Raw genomic sequence first — 17047 nt, forward strand, 5'->3', positions numbered from 1 at the left:
ACTCGTTCAAACTATAGCCATTTCTGGAAAGAGTGGCATCTTTTGGGGGAGAGAGGGTAGAGGGCAGAGGGCAGGAGATTACGAGTAGGCAAGGAATTAGTTGCTCTGGCAAGCTTCTGTCTCTGCTCCCCATCTTCAGCCTAAATTTCCCTTCTGCCTCCTGCCTTCTGCCCTCTGCCTTCATTAGATAATAAGCAAAGTGACTTTCTGGAGTAGCTGGGAATGGAGTTCAAAAAGTACCACGGGCTGGGCAATGATTTTGTTTTGTTGGATAACCGCCATCAACCTGAGCCATTAATTACGCCGGAGGAAGCGGTGAAGTGGTGCGATCGCCACTTCGGCATCGGTGCCGATGGCGTCATTTTTGCCCTTCCCGGCCAGGATGGGACGGACTACACCATGCGAATTTTCAATTCCGATGGGTCAGAGCCAGAGATGTGCGGCAACGGTATTCGCTGTCTGGCCCGCTTCCTGGCAGATTTAGAAACCGCGGAGACAGGAACTTCGCGCCCGGTCTACAACGTGCATACTCTGGCAGGAACGATGGTGCTGCGGATGCAGGCCGATGGACAGGTGACAGTGGATATGGGTCTACCTCGATTACTGGCAGAGGAAATCCCTACAACACTGGGAGAGCCTGGTACCAAGGTGATTGACCAAACTCTGGAGGTCGCCGGGCAGAACTGGCAGGTTACCTGCGTCAGCATGGGTAATCCTCACTGCATCACGTTTGTAGATGATGTAGCCGCCATTCCTCTGGAGCAGATTGGACCTCAGTTTGAAAATCACTCTGTGTTCCCCAAACGCATCAATACAGAATTTATCGAAGTAGTGCGCCCAGATTACCTGAAGATGCGGGTGTGGGAGCGGGGCGCTGGTATTACCCTGGCTTGTGGCACAGGGGCCTGTGCATCCTTGGTAGCGGCTGTGTTGAATGGGAAGAGCGATCGCCGCGCCACCGTCGAACTCCCCGGCGGCCCTCTGCAAATTGAGTGGAATGAAACCGATCAGCATCTGTACATGACAGGGCCAGCAACCCTCGCATTTGCTGGACAGGTTGCATAGCTGCATTCCAAACACTGAGGGCAAAAGGCGCGTGGAGCATTACCCCACGCGCCTTTTGCCTTAGATAGCTTGAATCCACTCCATCACGGTGTATTCCGTCCAGATGCCATTTTTCCAGTAGGGATCGCCTTCTACGAGCGATCGCACGGTCGCTTCATCTGGTGCATCATAAATGGCAAAAACCTTTGTCACATCTTTAGTTGGGCCAATGGTCACTAACACCCCAGACTCTTTCTGCTGGGCTAGACCATCCAGATGAGCTTGCCGAAACGGTGCCCGCTTTTCTAACACATCCTCGCAATAGCTGCCCCACATTACATACTTTGGCATTGTCATCACTCCAGACCACTTCGACTCTTCACTATGCCATCAATCCTGGCCATCAATCCTAGTACTCTGCTCAGGAATTTTTGAGGGGTCTACAACCCCTCAAAAATTCCTTAAATTTAATTTTTAAGTGTGGGGTTACCCCATGCTTAAAAACTGACAGACCGCTAATACGCTGAGGCAGAAATCCATCACCTATGTTTTGTGTGGGGTGCTTCGCACTCCACACAAAACATAAGTTGCGAACTTAGGCCGCAGCCTACTAGTCATCACCCCTGGATTGTGTTGCAAATATGTGGATGATTGGGAGGGGCGGCCGTGCCTCCCCTCCCAATCATCCACAGAAATTTACACCTGGACAAAATTTTGATATTCAAGCGATTCAGTAGAAACATCCTGCTGAGCAACACATTCTTTGATAGATATAAATGTCTGTGACCTAAGATTGAGGCGAGATTTCCCACCGTTGGTTTTGCAGTGTTGGAGCCTATGAGATCGCAATTTTGTGCAGGATGGCAGTTCGGCCATAGACGTTCTGTCTGGAAGAAGCTTAAATACAGCGTTCTAATTCTATTAGCCGTGCTGACTACGTACCTGACGGGGTTGGGGGGAGCGATCGCCCAGCAAGTTCCCATTACCAATTTTCCAGAAGTTCCTGGTGCTGACTCAGTTCTGCCAGCCCCTACACCTATACCCACTCGCTCCTTTCAGGAAATTCGAGGGGTTTGGGTGACGACGAATGACATGGATATTTTGCGCGACTCCTTCCAGTTGCAGCAAGCCATGGCTCAGCTCTCGGCCCTTAACTTCAACACGGTCTACTCCGTCGTGTGGAATTCAGGTTACGTGTTGTATCCCAGCCCTGTCGCCCAGCGAGAAGGTATCCAACCCTTTGTATGGCGTGGCGTTGATGGGCAGGATATGTTGGCCGATTTGGTCAACCATGCCCATCGGCAGGGATTACTGGCCATCCCCTGGTTCGAGTTTGGCTTTATGGCTCCGCCCCTCTCGGAGCTGACCATGAACCATCCCAACTGGCTCACCCAGCGGCAGAATGGCACCAATACTTCCGTCAGCGGTGCCGGAGAAGTGAACTGGCTCAATCCCTTCAATCCGGAAGTGCAGCAATTCATTACCGACCTGGTACTGGAGGTCGTGACCCGCTACAATGTCGATGGGATTCAGTTTGACGACCACACCAGCCTGCCTGTGGAATTTGGCTATGACTCCTATACCATGGGCCTCTACGAGCAAGAAACCGGACAACCGCCCCCAGCCAATGCCCGCGATGCCGCCTGGATGCGCTGGCGTGCCGACAAGCTCACAGCTTTTATGACGCGGCTGCATGATGCCGTGAAAGCCCGCAAACCCAACATTATTTTCTCAGTGTCACCCAACCCCTACGACACAGCCTATAACAGCTACTTACAGGATTGGCTGACCTGGGTGCGTCAGGGTATTGTTGATGAGTTGCTGGTGCAGGTGTATCGCCCAGATATTGGCAGCTTTACGGACCAAATTAGCCGCCCAGAAATTCAAGAGGCGCGACAACTCATCCCTACGGCAGCCGGAATTCTCACGGGCTTACGGAATCAGCCTGTACCCATGCGGTTGATTCAGTCGAAGATTCAGGCCGCGCGATCGCGCGGATTAGGTGTCGCTTTCTTCTTCTACGAAAGCCTTTGGGACGAAGCCCCAGAGCCTCCAGCAGAACGGCAGTCTAGCTTCCAGGTGATGTTCCGGGCTCCGGCGGTACGAACACGGCTGGCGGCGGCTCCTGCACCGATGCCAGAGCCGACGTTGGATTGGTAATCGGTAAACCTCCTGCATGAATCGGTTTTTGAGGGTGTCAATTGTTGCGCGGCAAAGCTACGCAACAATTGACACAGGAAGTCTCGTAATCGGTCATCATTTATGGCGTGTGGGAAGGTGAGCACCTAATTTTGCAGCCGATGAGCTTAGATATCCAGATTCCTGGAGAATTTAGGGATCTGAGTAGCTTTGGTTCGAATAGTTTTTCTGAGACCCTTGATTTTGTGTACACGACACGCAAAATCAAGGGTTTTTAAGAAGAATGGTCCAGCCTATTGTCGGTGCCTGGAGGGAGTATGACTCGATTTTTGGATACGGGAAAATCTCTCGATGCTTTTCAGGATGAGGTTTTAGTGCGTTGTCCTAATTGCCAGGGCTGTGCAATGATCCGACTGGTTACCCCCAACGATACGAGTGGTTGGTTTGCGCCTCGTCGCCTAACGTGTTCAGCCTGCGGTACTGCCCAGGATTGGACGGACACGATGGTTCAGTTTAAAGCCAGTGAGCCGACGGATGCCTTTTTTCGGTATCCGTTGTGGCTGCAAACGCCCTGCTGTAATCAGATTTTATGGGCCAACAATCAAGAGCATCTGGATTTCCTGGAAAACTTTGTTCGGGCAACATTACGGGAGCGGCAACCGGACGATCGCTATGGCTGGTTCAATCAGAGCCTCGCATCACGCTTACCCAAGTGGATGCAGTCGCGCAAGCATCGTGATGAAGTATTGAGGGCGATCGCTAAACTCCGCACTAAGCTTCCTTCCTAAGGATCTGGATTTGGTAACCTGTAATGGTCCTTAGGTAAATGAGGAGGATGGGATGGGTACAGGTTGGTTGATTCCAGAACAGGGTTTCTTAAGTTTGGTAAGCTACCGCAGCATCCTCAGCATCGGTAGTGCCGGAAGTATTTTGAGTATTGGCAGCGTCGGTAGCATTCTGAGTATTGGCAGCGTCGGGAGTATTTTAAGTTTTGGAAGCGCCGGAAGCATCTTAAGCGCATTTAGTGCCGGAAGCATTTTATCTGTATTGAGCGTTAGCACAATTCTCAAAACCCTTCGCTTTACGATGGGAATTCCGATGGAGTAATACTGTTAGGCCTTACACATCTTTGTTGTGTGTTGTGCGGCGCACACCACACACAACAAAGTTTTTGTATTAGCTGTAACGTTTGTACAGCACTTTTCAAGCCTATGAGGTACAAGTTATTTTTGTGAGAGCCTCGCTCCGCGAGGCTCTCACAAAAATAGCTGCATTTTATTCAAGCGCAAAGCGCTGTATCTTTGCTTTCAGTTGCAAAACTTTGAAGATTTGTTCGAAGCCAAAACATTAGAAAAACTATAGAAATTCAAGGCATTATCCTACTTTAGAGTGGATTAAAGTGACATGCCTCACAAGAAGCCGGATCTCGCTATGAACCCTAAAAAGCTTGATGAGTTCGTAACATCCACCAACGGCAGCTCATTAATGGCTTCCCAAAAGAAGAAAAAATCTAAAAAGAAGAAATCTAAAGAGAAACAACTCAAAGAAAAACATTTAGAAGAAGCCAGTCCTCTACATTTAGAGAAACAAACAACCGAGGATGAAGGAAGTTCCAAACTCACCAATAAATACTACGAGAAAGAACTGGCGAAGCTACAGCTAGAGCTGGTCAAAATGCAGTATTGGGTAAAGTTTACCGGAGCCCGGATCATCATTGTGTTTGAAGGGCGGGATGCCGCCGGAAAAGGGGGCACCATCAAGCGCATTACTGAGCCAATGAATCCACGGGGATGTCAGATTGTGGCTTTGGGAACGCCGAGCGATCGCGAAAAGACCCAATGGTACTTCCAACGCTATGTGGCGCACCTGCCTGCTGCGGGCGAAATTGTCTGCTTCGATCGCAGTTGGTACAACCGGGCCGGGGTTGAATATGTGATGGGCTTTTGCTCTGCCGATGAGCATCGGGAGTTTCTACAAACCTGCCCTGAGTTTGAGCGGATGCTGGTGCGATCGGGCATCATCCTACTGAAATATTGGTTCTCCGTCAGTGATGAAGAACAGGAGCGCCGCTTCCAGGCTCGCATGACTGACCCCGCCCGCCGCTGGAAACTGAGCCCAATGGATTTAGAGTCGCGCGATCGCTGGGTCGAATACTCCAAAGCAAAAGACGTGATGTTTGCCCATACCAACATCCCTGAAGCTCCCTGGTTTACCGTCGAGGCCGATGATAAAAAGCGGGCTCGGCTCAACTGCATTCACCATATTCTGAGCAAAGTTCCCTATGTCGATATGACACCAGATCCTCTAGAACTGCCGCCACGAAAATCTGGTGGAGGGTATGTGCGACCTCCGCGAAACGAACAGTTTTTTGTACCAGAAGTTTACTAAACCTGAATTCAGGTTAAGGGCGTTTTCGAGTGCCGCGCGACGCGCGGCACTCGAAAACGCTCATTTTGGCGTAACTTCCGTTTAGCAACACAAAACAGATGCTGGCATCACTACTTTGCGATGTCAAAAGTTGAGGGGTTCTATATGGGGGGATTACAAGGAGCGTGTGTAGGCTTTGCCTCTATACGCTCCTTCAAGGAAAGGCTCACAGTCGCCCTACCCCGCAACAGCAAGTTCCCGTTCCTGGGAAGCGGGAGCTTCCCCAAGGGGATCGAAGCCAATTTGTTGGGTGATGCGTTCACGGGCTAAGGTGCGGTACTCCAGGAAGTGTTCCCCTGCGGCACAGAGGCCAATGTAGAGATTGAGGAATTGGGGTTTCTGGGTGGCGATCGCCCAAAACTGTTGCCAGAACTGCCGTCGGGCACCTTCTTGATAGATGCCTCGAATCCAAAAGAGCCGGGCCGTTAGATTCAGGCTTTTACCCAGGGGGAAGTGCACATTCTGGTGCAACCGAGGGTTGGCAGTAATGTTGAGACATTGCTCGAAGCAACGCCGCAGGTAATTTTTAGGTTCATAGAGGTACCACAGGGTGTGGGCATATTCTTGGGCAATTTCTACAAGGGGACGAGTAGGTACAAAGTTCATCAAGCAGTTTTGGTCCCCAACCTCTGTAATGCCTTGACTTTGCAACAGTCGCTCTTCCTTCTCTAGCCGCTGCCACAACGCAGTGTTTGGCAACGCCTGGAGAACGCCGAGCATGGGTTGAGGGATGCTCGTCGCTTCAACAAAGGCACGAATGCGATCGCCCGCCCCTGCCCGCTCGCCATCAAACCCAAGAATAAATCCGGCATAAATGAGCAAGCCCGCCTCGTTAATGGTGCGGCACGCTTCAATTAAAGGATTGCGAGTGTTCTGCTGCTTGCGGGTGACTTGCAGACTATCCTGATCCGGCGTTTCAATTCCCAAGAACACCCCGTAGAACCCTGCCTGAGCCATTAGATCCAGAAGTTCTGTATCCTCCGCCAGGTTTACCGACGCCTCGGTGAGGAAGGTAAATGGGTAATTGCGGGCTTCCATCCAGGGAATTAACTCTCGCAGCAACCGTTTGACATTGCGCTGATTACCGATGAAGTTGTCATCCACGATAAAGATTGAACCTCGCCAACCCAAATCGTAGAGGGATTGCAGTTCTGCCAGGGTCTGGCCAGGTTCTTTGGTGCGAGACTTACGCCCATAAAGGCTGATAATGTCGCAAAACTCGCAGTTGAACGGGCACCCCCGCGAAAACTGAATAGCCATCATCAAGTACTGGTCACGCTGAAGTAACTCAAAGCGTGGAATAGGACTGGTGGTAACGTCAGGTTTTTCACTCGTACGGAAAGTTCCCTGTTCCTGCCCCTGGGCGATCGCCTCCAAAAACATTGGAATCGTAATCTCCCCCTCATCCAAAATCAAATAATCTGCTCCGTTCTGTAGAGCAGGTTCAGGGACAGAGGTCGGGTAAGGACCACCCACAGCAACCTTTTTGCCAAAGCGATCGCCCTTCCGAATCAACTCATGAAAATCTTCTTTTTGGGCTAGCATTGCCGAGAGAATGACAATATCACACCATTCCCAATCTGCATCAGTTTCGGGGCTAACATTGCGGTCATAAAACCGAATTTCCCATTCTTTTGGAAGCAATGCAGCGACAGTCAGAATACCTAAGGGTGGAATGGTTGCCTTCAGCCCAGCCAGCTCCATGAAGCGATCGTAAGACCAAAATGTTTTTGGAAATTGAGGATAGAGCAATAATGCTTTCATAATCTTTCCTCTAATCAGCTTAAATTAAATCTGATTGATCCTCCCACAGGCAATCACGGCCTCCATTACCCCAAAGGGGTAGATTTAGAAAACCTATTTTGTGCGTTTGAACAAACGAATTAAAGCATTGTTATTAGATATACCGAACTCTACAAGGCAATCCCAATTCTATTTTATGCAGCATTGCTTTAAGAACATAAGTTTTTGACAGATATAGCGCCCAAAATCTGTGTAGCAAAACAGCTCCAGCAAACACGCAGATTGCATACATTTCAGAAAAAGTATACTTTCTTTAAGCAAGATTAACGTGTAACTCTTCCTGCTAGGGGGAGTGAGAGCCCTCATCATGTGATCCTTTTTTCAAACCCGTACCTTTATATAAATAACGTTAAGACTATTGAGTATTTCAGTTCGCCATAGCGTTTCTATATGATTTATGGAATACCTATTAAAAGATGAGTACATTCCATCTTTCAAAGGGTAGTTAGAACCTGCTTAAATCGGTTGATGTTTCGCACCGTTTAAAAACGGAGTATAAATCTCTTCAAAATTTTTTCACTTGCCGTTTTCTAAGTCGGCTTCAACGATGTAGAAATGGCACTTTCAGCCATTCCCTGAGATGTTATTTCTTATGCTGCAACATTATTTCAAATATCGTTCAGCAATACTCTGGACAGTTTTTCTGAAACCTTTGATTTTGCGTGCGCTTCGCGCACGCAAAATCAAAGGTTTCAGAAAAACTGTCCGAACTAATGTTCAGGAAACGTCTGAAAGTTGATGGTTTCAAAAACTTCAACAACCCACGGAAGCTTAGCAGGATTTGCTATGGTTTGGGCATCGCCAGGTAGGAGGGCGATCGCCAACCCCGTCCTGTAATCGATTGAATCAGCCTGGAATAGCTGACCGTTTCCCTGTAGTGGATCGGAGGCTTTGCTCACTTACTTAAGGCGATCGCCCCGTCATAAGCCCCTAACTGCAACGGTTTCCACCCATTTCACGACTCCCATTACGCCCCAAAAGGAGAAGGATTTCGATGGTTTTACGTCAACATACCTGCTTTGGTAAATGTACGTGTCAGTTCATTCCTCCCATTGTCACCAGCAACCTGTCCAAATCGGGAGTTGAAGCAGCACGGACAAGTTCTCTGGAAAGCCAACGGCAACGCGCCCGCCGCACCCAGAAGGACATTAGTGTAACCTTATTGGCTATGGCTCAGACCGGTCAAAGCCTACGGCAAGTGTATGACTGTCAAAGTAAGTGGGTACAACGGGTTAAACTCATTCGCGAAGAAGGGGCTGCTGCCATCACAGATCCCGTTGCCAACCAGGTTTATGACAGTGTTGGTATTGTTCGCGAATTCTTCAAAACAGTTTTAGGCCGAAATTCCATCGACAACTTGGGCCTAAATCTCGTCCTCAACGTCCATTTCGGCAAAAAGTATATGAATGCTTTTTGGGATGGGGATGAAATGACCTTTGGCGACGGTGATGGCAAAATCTTTACCAATTTTGCTCAATCCCTGGATGTCATTGCCCACGAATTAGCCCATGGCGTGACTCAGTACACAGCCAATTTGGAATACAAGAACCAATCGGGAGCCCTCAACGAAAGTTTCTCGGATGTATTTGGCAGTGCCATCACTCAATACGCTAAGGGTGAAACAGCCGATACAGCGGACTGGCTGATTGGAGACGAAATTATGGGGCCAGAGTTGTATGGCGAAGCACTGCGTTCCATGAAAGACCCTGGCACCGCCTATGACAACGCCCTCATGGGCAAAGATCCTCAGCCCGCCCATATGAAGGACTACTATACAGGAGCTGAAGATAATGGCGGGGTTCACATTAACAGCGGTATCCCCAACAAAGCCTTTTATTTAACAGCCATGGACATTGGCACCGACAAAGCGGTGCAAATTTGGTATGCCGGTCTATTACGCCTTACGGCTACTGCTGATTTCAATATGGCGGCCAGTGCTTTAGTGGAAGCAGCCCGGGTACTCGTCCGGGATGGCAAAGTTCCTGTCGGTTCCCCTCAAGTCGTGCGCAGTGCATTTCGAGCGGTGGGCATTCCAATCGTTTAAGAAGAGGATTGATTTTGCAGGGATGTCCCTGCAAAATCAGCCTCAAATCACCATGAAATATGATTTTGCACATCCAGACCGGATCTGACGCTGGTTCATGAAGTCATTGCTGCGCCAATATATCAGGGGTTTGCTCTTTCTGTTGGAGGAATGATGCTGATTCACTACAGCAGCTCAGGAGGCTTTGCCAATCTCCGCCTGACGTACTCTGTTGACACCACCAAATTACCCCAGGAACTCGCCCAAGAACTGGAGCGTCTGGTCAATCAAACAAAGTTTTTTACGTTACAAGCGGCACCTGCGATTTCCGCTGCAGGAGGGCTGCCGGACATGATGCAATACGAGATTTCAATCCAGCAGGGTGAGGAGCGGCGATCGCTCCACTACAACGATATGACCATGCCAGAACAACTGCGATCGCTCCAGGAGCGTCTTCAGGAATTGGCTCTGGAGCAGCGGTCCCAATCATAGCTCCACTCAATTCAGGCTCAAATACGAGCCAGGTTCTTTGATATGAAACATCCAAAATACGGATTATGGTTCCAGAGAACAGGTTTGATCGTCTCTCTGGCAGCACTGCTATTGGTGGGAGCCCAGCCCAATGCTGCATTTTCTTGCCAGCGGGTTCCAGGAAATCAGATTTCTGCTCGTCTGGATCAACCTTTTCAATTGGGGGTTCAACAACAGATCGTTATTGATGGGCTCACGATTCAATTCCTTGGTGTATCCGACGACTCCCGCTGCCCTAGCAATGTCCAGTGCATATGGGCCGGGCAGGTGAGTGCCCGGTTCCGGGTCAGCGCCAACGATGCCCCTGCTGAAGAGGTTGTGCTAACCAAAGGTGCAGGTGCCGATGCGCAATCCAGCACAACGGTGGGCCGCTATCACATTCAATTGAGTGAAGTAGCCCCTTATCCCAACACGCAACAACCCATTGAAGCAGGTGACTACACCGTAACGCTCACCATTACCTCCAATCCTCAGTAAAAGAGGGTGCATCTCAGTTTTGTGAATGTGGCAGACTTCGCCACATTCACAAAACCTGAGTTCGGGTTAAGGGTGTTTTCGAGTGCCGCGCGACGCACGGCACTCGAAAACGCTCATTTTGACGTGCGCAAAGCGCACGTCAAAATGAGCACTTCAGCTTATCCCGAACTGAGGTTGAATAGATAGCGATTATGAAGTTTGGGAAAACGCGATCGCATAACCATTCCCTCAACCGTTTTGACCCCAACTCATCGTACCCAGCCAGAGAGTATTACGGCGATGTCCAGCCTGACGCAATTTGGTTCGAAGAGTTATTTTTGAGAAGCCTTAGAACGCAAAAGAGGGGGCGATCGCCCCCTCTTTCTTCAAAAGCAAGCTCTCAGCCGATTAACCCAGCAAAGCTTTGGCTTTAGCAACCACGTTATCGACGGTGAAGCCAAACTTCTCCATACAAACGTTGCCAGGAGCCGATGCACCGAAGCGATCGATGCTCACAGTGTCGCCATCAGAGGTGACATACTTGTGCCAACCCATGCTGATACCGGCTTCCACCGCTAGACGCTTGGTCACAGCCTTAGGCAGTACGGACTCTTTGTAAGCTTCATCTTGCGCTTCAAACAGATCCCACGCAGGCATGGACACAACACGCACTTTCTTGCCTTCAGCAGTCAGCTGAGCAGCCGCATCCACGCAGAGGCTCACTTCGGAACCAGTCCCAATCAGAATCAGGTCAGGAGTACCGTCGCATTCCACAACGGTGTAAGCACCCTTCGCAACACCTTCAATGGAAGAACCAGCCAGGTTGGGCAGGTTTTGACGGGTCAATGCCAACAGGGTCGGCTTCTTCGCAACAGCATTCTCAATCGCCACCTTGTAGGCACCGGAGGTTTCGGTGCCATCAGCGGGACGCAGAACGGTCAGGTTGGGAATAGCACGTAGGGAAGCGATGGTTTCCACAGGCTGGTGAGTGGGGCCATCTTCACCCAGAGCAATGGAGTCGTGGGTCATCACCCAGATCACGCCTACCTGAGCCAGAGCCGACAGACGGATGGAAGCCCGCATGTAGTCGGTGAATACCAGGAAGGTCGCACCGTAGGGAATCAGGCCGGAGTTATGCAGGGAAATCCCATTACAGATAGCGCCCATACCATGCTCACGCACACCGAAGCGCAGGTTGCGATTCTCGTAAGCGCCCTTCTGGAAGCTGCCGCTGATCTTCAACTCCGTCAGGTTGGAGTGGGTCAGGTCAGCAGAACCACCAATCAGTTCAGGCAGGACGGGAGCCAGAGCATTCAAGCAGATCTCGGAGTGCTTCCGGCTGGCTAGAGCTTTGTCTTCGGGGGTATAAACGGGCAGAGCCTTATCCCAACCCTCGGGCAGTTTGCCACTCAGGAAGCGCTCGAACAGAGCCGCCTCTTCAGCGTACTTCGTCTTGTACTGAGCCCAGGTTTCGTTCCACTCAGCCTCCAGGCTGGCACCGCGATCAATCGCCTGGCGCATGTGGCTGAGAGCGTCATCGGGAATCACAAAGGGATCGTAAGTCCAACCCAGGTTATCGCGGGTCAGCTTGTTCTCATCAGCGCCCAAAGGTGAACCGTGAACACCGGCGGTGTTGTTCTTGTTGGGGGAACCGTAGCCGATGGTGGTGGTGACCTTAATCATGGTCGGCTTGTCGGTAACCGCTTTGGCTTCTGCGATCGCCTTCGCAATACCTTCCAGGTCGTTGTTTCCATCTTCGACGTGCAGCACGTGCCAGCCATAAGCTTCGAAACGCTTGCTGACATCTTCGGTGAAGGAGATTTCGGTGTTGCCGTCGATAGAAATGTGGTTGTCGTCATACAGAGCAATCAGCTTGCCCAGACCCAGGTGACCCGCCAGGGAGCAGGCTTCACCGGAAACCCCTTCCATGTTGCAGCCATCACCCAGGATGACGTAGGTGTAATGATCAACCAGCTTCAGATCATCTTTGTTGAAGCGGGCCGCCAGGTGGGCTTCAGCCATAGCCAAACCAACCGCGTTGGCAATCCCCTGACCCAGAGGGCCGGTAGTAACTTCTACACCAGGGGTCTCGAAGTTTTCGGGGTGACCGGGGGTTTTAGAGCCCCACTGACGGAAATTTTTGACATCATCCAGTGTCACGCTGTCGAAGCCAGCCAGGTACATCAGGGCATACTGCAACATGCACCCGTGACCCGCAGACAATACGAAGCGATCGCGATTGAACCACTGCGGATTTTTGGGATTGATCCGCAGAAATTGATCCCACAGCACAAAGGCCATCGGCGCTGCACCCATGGGCAGACCGGGGTGACCAGATTTGGCTTTTTCGACGGCATCAATCGCGAGAAAACGAATCGAATTTACGCAAAGCGCTTCAAGGGTTTGGGTGGTTGCAACAGCCATGACTTCCTCTATTCAAGTGGCGTGGACAGGGGTATGACGGGCAAATTTGGGCGATCGCACCAAACACTGCTTTTGGAAACAGTAAGCAACTATACCTATTGCCCTTTACTTGTAGTGTATACCACTGTGCTCCTAATCTATCCTGCCATCAAATGGCAGGAAGCAACGTTTCTGGAAAAGGAAGTTTGGGGAGAATTTATCACTCCTGTAGAGCTAGCTAACATTGCTTCAGGGCCAATACTTGGGTGGGATGGAAGGAGAACAATTCAGCTCACTCAACACTGGGCATTGCTCAATAAAGCTATGAAATGGGGTGTGGAATCGTAGTTCCACACCCCATTTCATAGCTTTATTGAGTAACGGGCAACAAGGAGCCTAGCGATCGAACCAGGCATCGTTGTCCTCCTCATCCCAGTCATCCCAATTGTCGACTGGAGGGGTAACGTCGTCGTCGGTAATAGCGATCGCCTTAACATCAACCACCACCCGATCCTCAGGTGTCAAAGTACGGTTGGCAGCGGCGACCATGTCGGCGAAGGTCAGCTCCTCAGGCTCAATAATAGGCTGCACAGGGGGCGGTTGGATGGGAGTTGGCAGATCGGGCGGTTCGTTCCAGTCCATATCCCAGTCTTCTGCTGAGCCGTTAGATACGGATTCTTCTGTGTCTTCTTCACCCCAATCCTCCTCCTGTAAGGATTCTGAGACATTTGGCATAGACAGATCGAGACCCTTTGCAGTGGCGATCGGCACGGGTGAGGGGAGTGCACCATCATCAACGACAGATTGGCGATCGGTTGGGCTGTCCTCCAGAACATCGTCCTCACGTTCGTCCTCCACAGACGCTGTTTCTCCAGCAGGCACAGCTCCGCCCCAGAGATCCTGGGTCATCGCCTCCCATTCGGTCTCTGGCTCATCGGTAGGAGACGTCGCGGGTGGAGCCATCAGCGCTTCGGATTCCTGCTCTATACCCGATAGATCGCCTGATGTAGACTCCGTCGGAAAAGCAATGCTATCGGACGTCCCTGATATTGTCTCAGCGAGTTCAGAGGTTTCATCGGCCTGATTTGTGGCTGTTTCCACTGGCTCTATTGAGGTCGGAATTGGGCTCTCTGGTGGAATATCGCTGATATCCTGTGGACCCGTTGGGAGTTCCAGGGCTGGAACCATCGTCTCTGTATTGACAATGTAAGATGGCTCGTCTGCAACGGTCGGGCTGGGTGACGGAGGAGCAATCTCCATGGGCGTCGTCGCGTCGAAAGACTCTTTGGGAGGAGCCGGAGTCACCTCTACGACATGAGCGACAGCGGTGGGCTCCGTGCCAGGGGGAGGGGTAAAGGGAATATCCGCTGCTGTTTCGGGCTCAGAACCTGTTTGGGGAGTGGAGGCGTCGCTGGGTGCGGGTGTCAGTTCCGAGGACGGAGTATCCACAACAGAAACAGACTCTGGCGTGAAATCCCTTTCGGGCGCGGGGGCCAGACGTTCAGCAGGAGGTTCTGAAACTGGGGCCGCACTTGTATAAGCCTGAGCCGTTTCTACCGGTGGCTCTGGATTTTGAGCCGACTCAGATGTGGGTTGAGGCGAGGCGATCGCCCTCTCCAGATCTGATGCTTCTATTGCTGAAGCTGATTTAGTACTTGAAGCATTCTCATTGTTCGACTCGGGCGTTGCGGTCGGTTCGTTGAGTGGTGGGGTTGAGGCGATCGCCACTTTCGTTTCAGGGGCAACTTCCGTTTGCGGAGCCTCTGTTTTACTGAGAGCTGCGTCAGGAGAGGTGGCAGATTGGGAAGCAGGAGTTTCTTGAGTTGTTTTCGGCTTTTTACGAACCTTACGCGGTTCAGCTTCCGCCCCCTCGGCTGTTTTCACGGGTGCTTGAGGAGCCATTTTGGGCTGGGGTTTTGCTTGTAAGTTGCCCACTGTACGGCCTACCTGGTCGGGTAAGCCTTTTAGAGGTGCAGGTAAGGGCAACTGCTCCCAGCGCTGTTTAAATTGGCTCCCAAGTTGAGTGGCATTCAGAAACAACACATCACCGATGGATTTACCAGAACTGGATACCCAAGTCTGTTGGTCGTAGGGGGTAAGTTGCCGCCGCATAGCAAGGGTTTGCCAGCCCAACCAGCCCAATACCACGACGCTGGCTACTTGGCCTAATAAGACGCCACCTGTAATCCGGCCAGAGTAAACCCACAGTGCCAGTGCATAGAAGAAAATGACGCCACTCCAGATGAAGTCGTTCTTGCGATGCACTTCTGGGAAGAAGAAGGCTGCCATGTAGAGAATGAAGCCGCTCAAGCCAACTAAAATCGCCAGAAGATGAGCCATTGTGCGTGCGTCCTGCCGTCAGGATTCCATAACCATTGTGCGTGATCACCATTGTGCGTGAGATTTTCACGTTTCAGCTAGGGAATTCCAGCACTCACGTAAAATTGCCGGGTGCATCCCACTTTTGTAGGTGAAGTGGGATGCACCCGCTTCACCTACAAAAGTGGGATGCACCCAAATTGACTGAATGTCGTTATCCATTGGGTACGAAATCATTTATTGAATGTCAAATCCGCTTAGTCCAGCCAGTACTTCTCATGGCGGAATCCAGCCCGAACGATCGCTTGAGGTGATTGTTCGGCTTTGAAGCTCACCATGAGAATTGCTGTATTCAAGCGGATCCCATATATGAGGGACGGAGTAGTGATACTATTCCAACCAGCCTGGTTCCACTGGGCTAAAATTTTCATCTCAAGATAAAGTCCAGGAAATTTTCCCTATGACTTCGGCCTTTAATGCCGTTTGGCAACAACTCACCTTTGCGAATGGGGCTCCCCAGGACTGGGTGAAGTACAGTTATCTGCACCGTTTGGTGGGAAGCTTGGCTTCCTGGCGGCAGGGAAGTTGGCTGATGCAGTGGGGCGATACCCTGGGCATGGGACTGGCGGCGATTCTGTTCTGTCTGGCCCCGTTCGTCTCGACGGCGCTGATTGGCGTCATGATGCTGGCCTGTGGTCTGTATTGGGCCATCCTGACCCTGTCAGATGAGGATGGAGCCGGGGTAACGCCCATTCACATGCTGGTGTTGCTGTACTGGTTCATTTCGCTGATTGCAACGGCGGCGTCTCCTGTTAAGGCCGGGGCGGCGGCGGTGGGGTTGATGAAGCTGACCCTGAATGTGCTGCTGTTTCTGTTGTTAGCACGGGTGTTGCGATCGCCCCGTCTCCGGTCTACCCTGATCACCCTTTACCTGATGACGGTTTCCATTGTCAGCGTTGTTGGAATGCGGCAATGGTTCTTTGGAGCCAATGCTCTCGCCACCTGGGTTGATACTGAATCCACTCTGGCGGGAACGACTCGGGTTTATAGCTTTTTAGGCAACCCAAACCTGTTAGCGAGTTATCTCATTCCGGCTTGCATTATGAGTGCAGCGGCGGTGTTTGCATGGCAGCGCTGGGTACCCAAGGCGCTCGCCGTTGGGTTGTGGGTCTTGAATTCGGCTTGCCTAGTGCTGACCTTTAGCCGGGGGGGTTGGATTGGCTTTGTCCTGTCGGGCTTTGCCCTTCTATTGCTGCTGGTGCATTGGTTTAGCGTTTATCTGCCCAGGTTCTGGCGGAAGTGGGCGTTACCGATTGTGCTTGGAGTGACTGCTGCTGTCGTTGTGGCGGCCGTGATTGCCGTTGATCCCTTACGCGATCGCGTTCTTAGTATGTTTGCCGGACGAGAAGACAGCAGTAACAACTACCGCATCAACGTGTGGGCCGCTGTCCGCCGCATGATTCGCGATCGCCCCATCCTGGGCATTGGCCCCGGTAATACGGCCTTTAACAAGGTTTATCCTAGCTATCAGCAGACGGGTTACACCGCTCTAAGTGCCTATTCCATCTACCTGGAAATCCTGGTGGAAACGGGCATCATCGGCTTTACCTGCTTCCTGTGGTTGCTCACCGTCACCTTCACGATGGGTTGGGAGCGCATTCAAACCTTGCGGGCAGCCGGCGATCGCAATGGTTTCTGGTTGATGGGGGCGATCGCGACGATGATTGGAGTCCTCAGCCACGGTCTTGTTGATACTGTTTGGTATCGGCCCCAGATCAGTAGCCTTTGGTGGCTGATGCTGGCTCTTGTGGCCAGTTATTACCTGCCCATTACCAACAGAAAGCCGACAGAAGCGAGTACGCCAAGCGAACTTTGACGAGTACTACGCAACTTCAGTTTTTC

16 protein-coding genes are annotated in these 17047 nt (G+C 51.3%); 10 read left to right on the forward strand and 6 right to left on the reverse strand.

Annotation, left to right across the window (positions count from 1 at the left end; all coding sequences use genetic code 11):
• Positions 1-216 precede the first annotated feature (216 nt).
• Positions 217-1065, forward strand: a complete 849-nt coding sequence (dapF, locus tag NDI52_RS11105) for a diaminopimelate epimerase (RefSeq protein WP_190772057.1) — start codon at positions 217-219, stop codon at positions 1063-1065.
• A 60-nt stretch (positions 1066-1125) separates the two neighbouring features.
• Here dapF and NDI52_RS11110 read toward each other — a convergent pair whose 3' ends face one another.
• Positions 1126-1395, reverse strand: a complete 270-nt coding sequence (locus NDI52_RS11110; protein WP_190772043.1) for a YciI family protein — start codon at positions 1393-1395, stop codon at positions 1126-1128.
• 486 nt (positions 1396-1881) lie between these two features.
• Here NDI52_RS11110 and NDI52_RS11115 point away from each other — a divergent pair, with 486 nt between their 5' ends.
• From NDI52_RS11115 to ppk2, 4 genes are all read left to right on the forward strand, one after another.
• The gene (locus NDI52_RS11115; RefSeq protein ID WP_190772042.1) at positions 1882-3204 is read left to right on the forward strand and encodes a glycoside hydrolase family 10 protein; all 1323 of its coding nucleotides are present in this window, start codon (positions 1882-1884) and stop codon (positions 3202-3204) included.
• A 296-nt stretch (positions 3205-3500) separates the two neighbouring features.
• On the forward strand, positions 3501-3971 hold the full coding sequence (locus NDI52_RS11120; protein WP_190772041.1) for a TFIIB-type zinc ribbon-containing protein: 471 nt from the start codon (positions 3501-3503) through the stop codon (positions 3969-3971).
• A gap of 52 nt (positions 3972-4023) precedes the next feature.
• A complete protein-coding gene (locus NDI52_RS11125; RefSeq protein WP_190772040.1) occupies positions 4024-4290 on the forward strand; it encodes a hypothetical protein in 267 nt (88 codons plus the stop codon).
• 378 nt (positions 4291-4668) lie between these two features.
• Positions 4669-5571, forward strand: coding sequence for a polyphosphate kinase 2 (ppk2, locus tag NDI52_RS11130; protein WP_199307794.1), 903 nt, complete (start codon positions 4669-4671; stop codon positions 5569-5571).
• Between the two features lie 216 nt (positions 5572-5787).
• Here ppk2 and NDI52_RS11135 read toward each other — a convergent pair whose 3' ends face one another.
• Positions 5788-7374 (reverse strand): B12-binding domain-containing radical SAM protein, encoded by a 1587-nt coding sequence (locus NDI52_RS11135; RefSeq protein ID WP_190772039.1) that lies wholly within the window; start codon positions 7372-7374, stop codon positions 5788-5790.
• Between the two features lie 749 nt (positions 7375-8123).
• A complete protein-coding gene (locus NDI52_RS11140) occupies positions 8124-8312 on the reverse strand; it encodes a hypothetical protein (RefSeq protein ID WP_190775869.1) in 189 nt (62 codons plus the stop codon).
• A 95-nt stretch (positions 8313-8407) separates the two neighbouring features.
• On the opposite strand from NDI52_RS11140, the gene NDI52_RS11145 reads away from it, so the two are divergent.
• The 3 genes from NDI52_RS11145 (at position 8408) to NDI52_RS11155 (ending at position 10444) form a co-directional block, all read left to right on the forward strand.
• Complete coding sequence (locus NDI52_RS11145; protein ID WP_190775870.1) at positions 8408-9457, forward strand: M4 family metallopeptidase; 1050 nt, start codon at positions 8408-8410, stop codon at positions 9455-9457.
• Between the two features lie 150 nt (positions 9458-9607).
• Positions 9608-9928, forward strand: coding sequence for a protealysin inhibitor emfourin (locus NDI52_RS11150; RefSeq protein WP_190775871.1), 321 nt, complete (start codon positions 9608-9610; stop codon positions 9926-9928).
• A gap of 42 nt (positions 9929-9970) precedes the next feature.
• A complete protein-coding gene (locus tag NDI52_RS11155; RefSeq protein WP_190775872.1) occupies positions 9971-10444 on the forward strand; it encodes a hypothetical protein in 474 nt (157 codons plus the stop codon).
• 387 nt (positions 10445-10831) lie between these two features.
• Here the strand turns inward: NDI52_RS11155 and tkt are convergent, their stop codons facing one another.
• The gene (tkt, locus tag NDI52_RS11160) at positions 10832-12847 is read right to left on the reverse strand and encodes a transketolase (RefSeq protein WP_190775873.1); all 2016 of its coding nucleotides are present in this window, start codon (positions 12845-12847) and stop codon (positions 10832-10834) included.
• Positions 12848-12880: 33 nt separating this feature from the next.
• On the opposite strand from tkt, the gene NDI52_RS11165 reads away from it, so the two are divergent.
• On the forward strand, positions 12881-13174 hold the full coding sequence (locus tag NDI52_RS11165; protein ID WP_190775874.1) for a hypothetical protein: 294 nt from the start codon (positions 12881-12883) through the stop codon (positions 13172-13174).
• A gap of 48 nt (positions 13175-13222) precedes the next feature.
• Here the strand turns inward: NDI52_RS11165 and NDI52_RS11170 are convergent, their stop codons facing one another.
• Together NDI52_RS11170 and NDI52_RS11175 are read right to left on the reverse strand one after the other, a co-directional pair.
• A complete protein-coding gene (locus tag NDI52_RS11170; protein WP_190775875.1) occupies positions 13223-15166 on the reverse strand; it encodes a Ycf66 family protein in 1944 nt (647 codons plus the stop codon).
• Positions 15167-15402: 236 nt separating this feature from the next.
• On the reverse strand, positions 15403-15576 hold the full coding sequence (locus tag NDI52_RS11175; protein WP_190775876.1) for a hypothetical protein: 174 nt from the start codon (positions 15574-15576) through the stop codon (positions 15403-15405).
• Positions 15577-15605: 29 nt separating this feature from the next.
• On the opposite strand from NDI52_RS11175, the gene NDI52_RS11180 reads away from it, so the two are divergent.
• Positions 15606-17021: an IctB family putative bicarbonate transporter gene (locus tag NDI52_RS11180; protein WP_190775877.1), complete on the forward strand. Its 1416-nt coding sequence runs from the start codon at positions 15606-15608 to the stop codon at positions 17019-17021.
• Positions 17022-17047 lie beyond the last annotated feature (26 nt).

It is taken from the genome of Leptolyngbya sp. PL-A3 (assembly GCF_039962325.1).
GTDB lineage: Bacteria > Cyanobacteriota > Cyanobacteriia > Elainellales > Elainellaceae > Vacuolonema.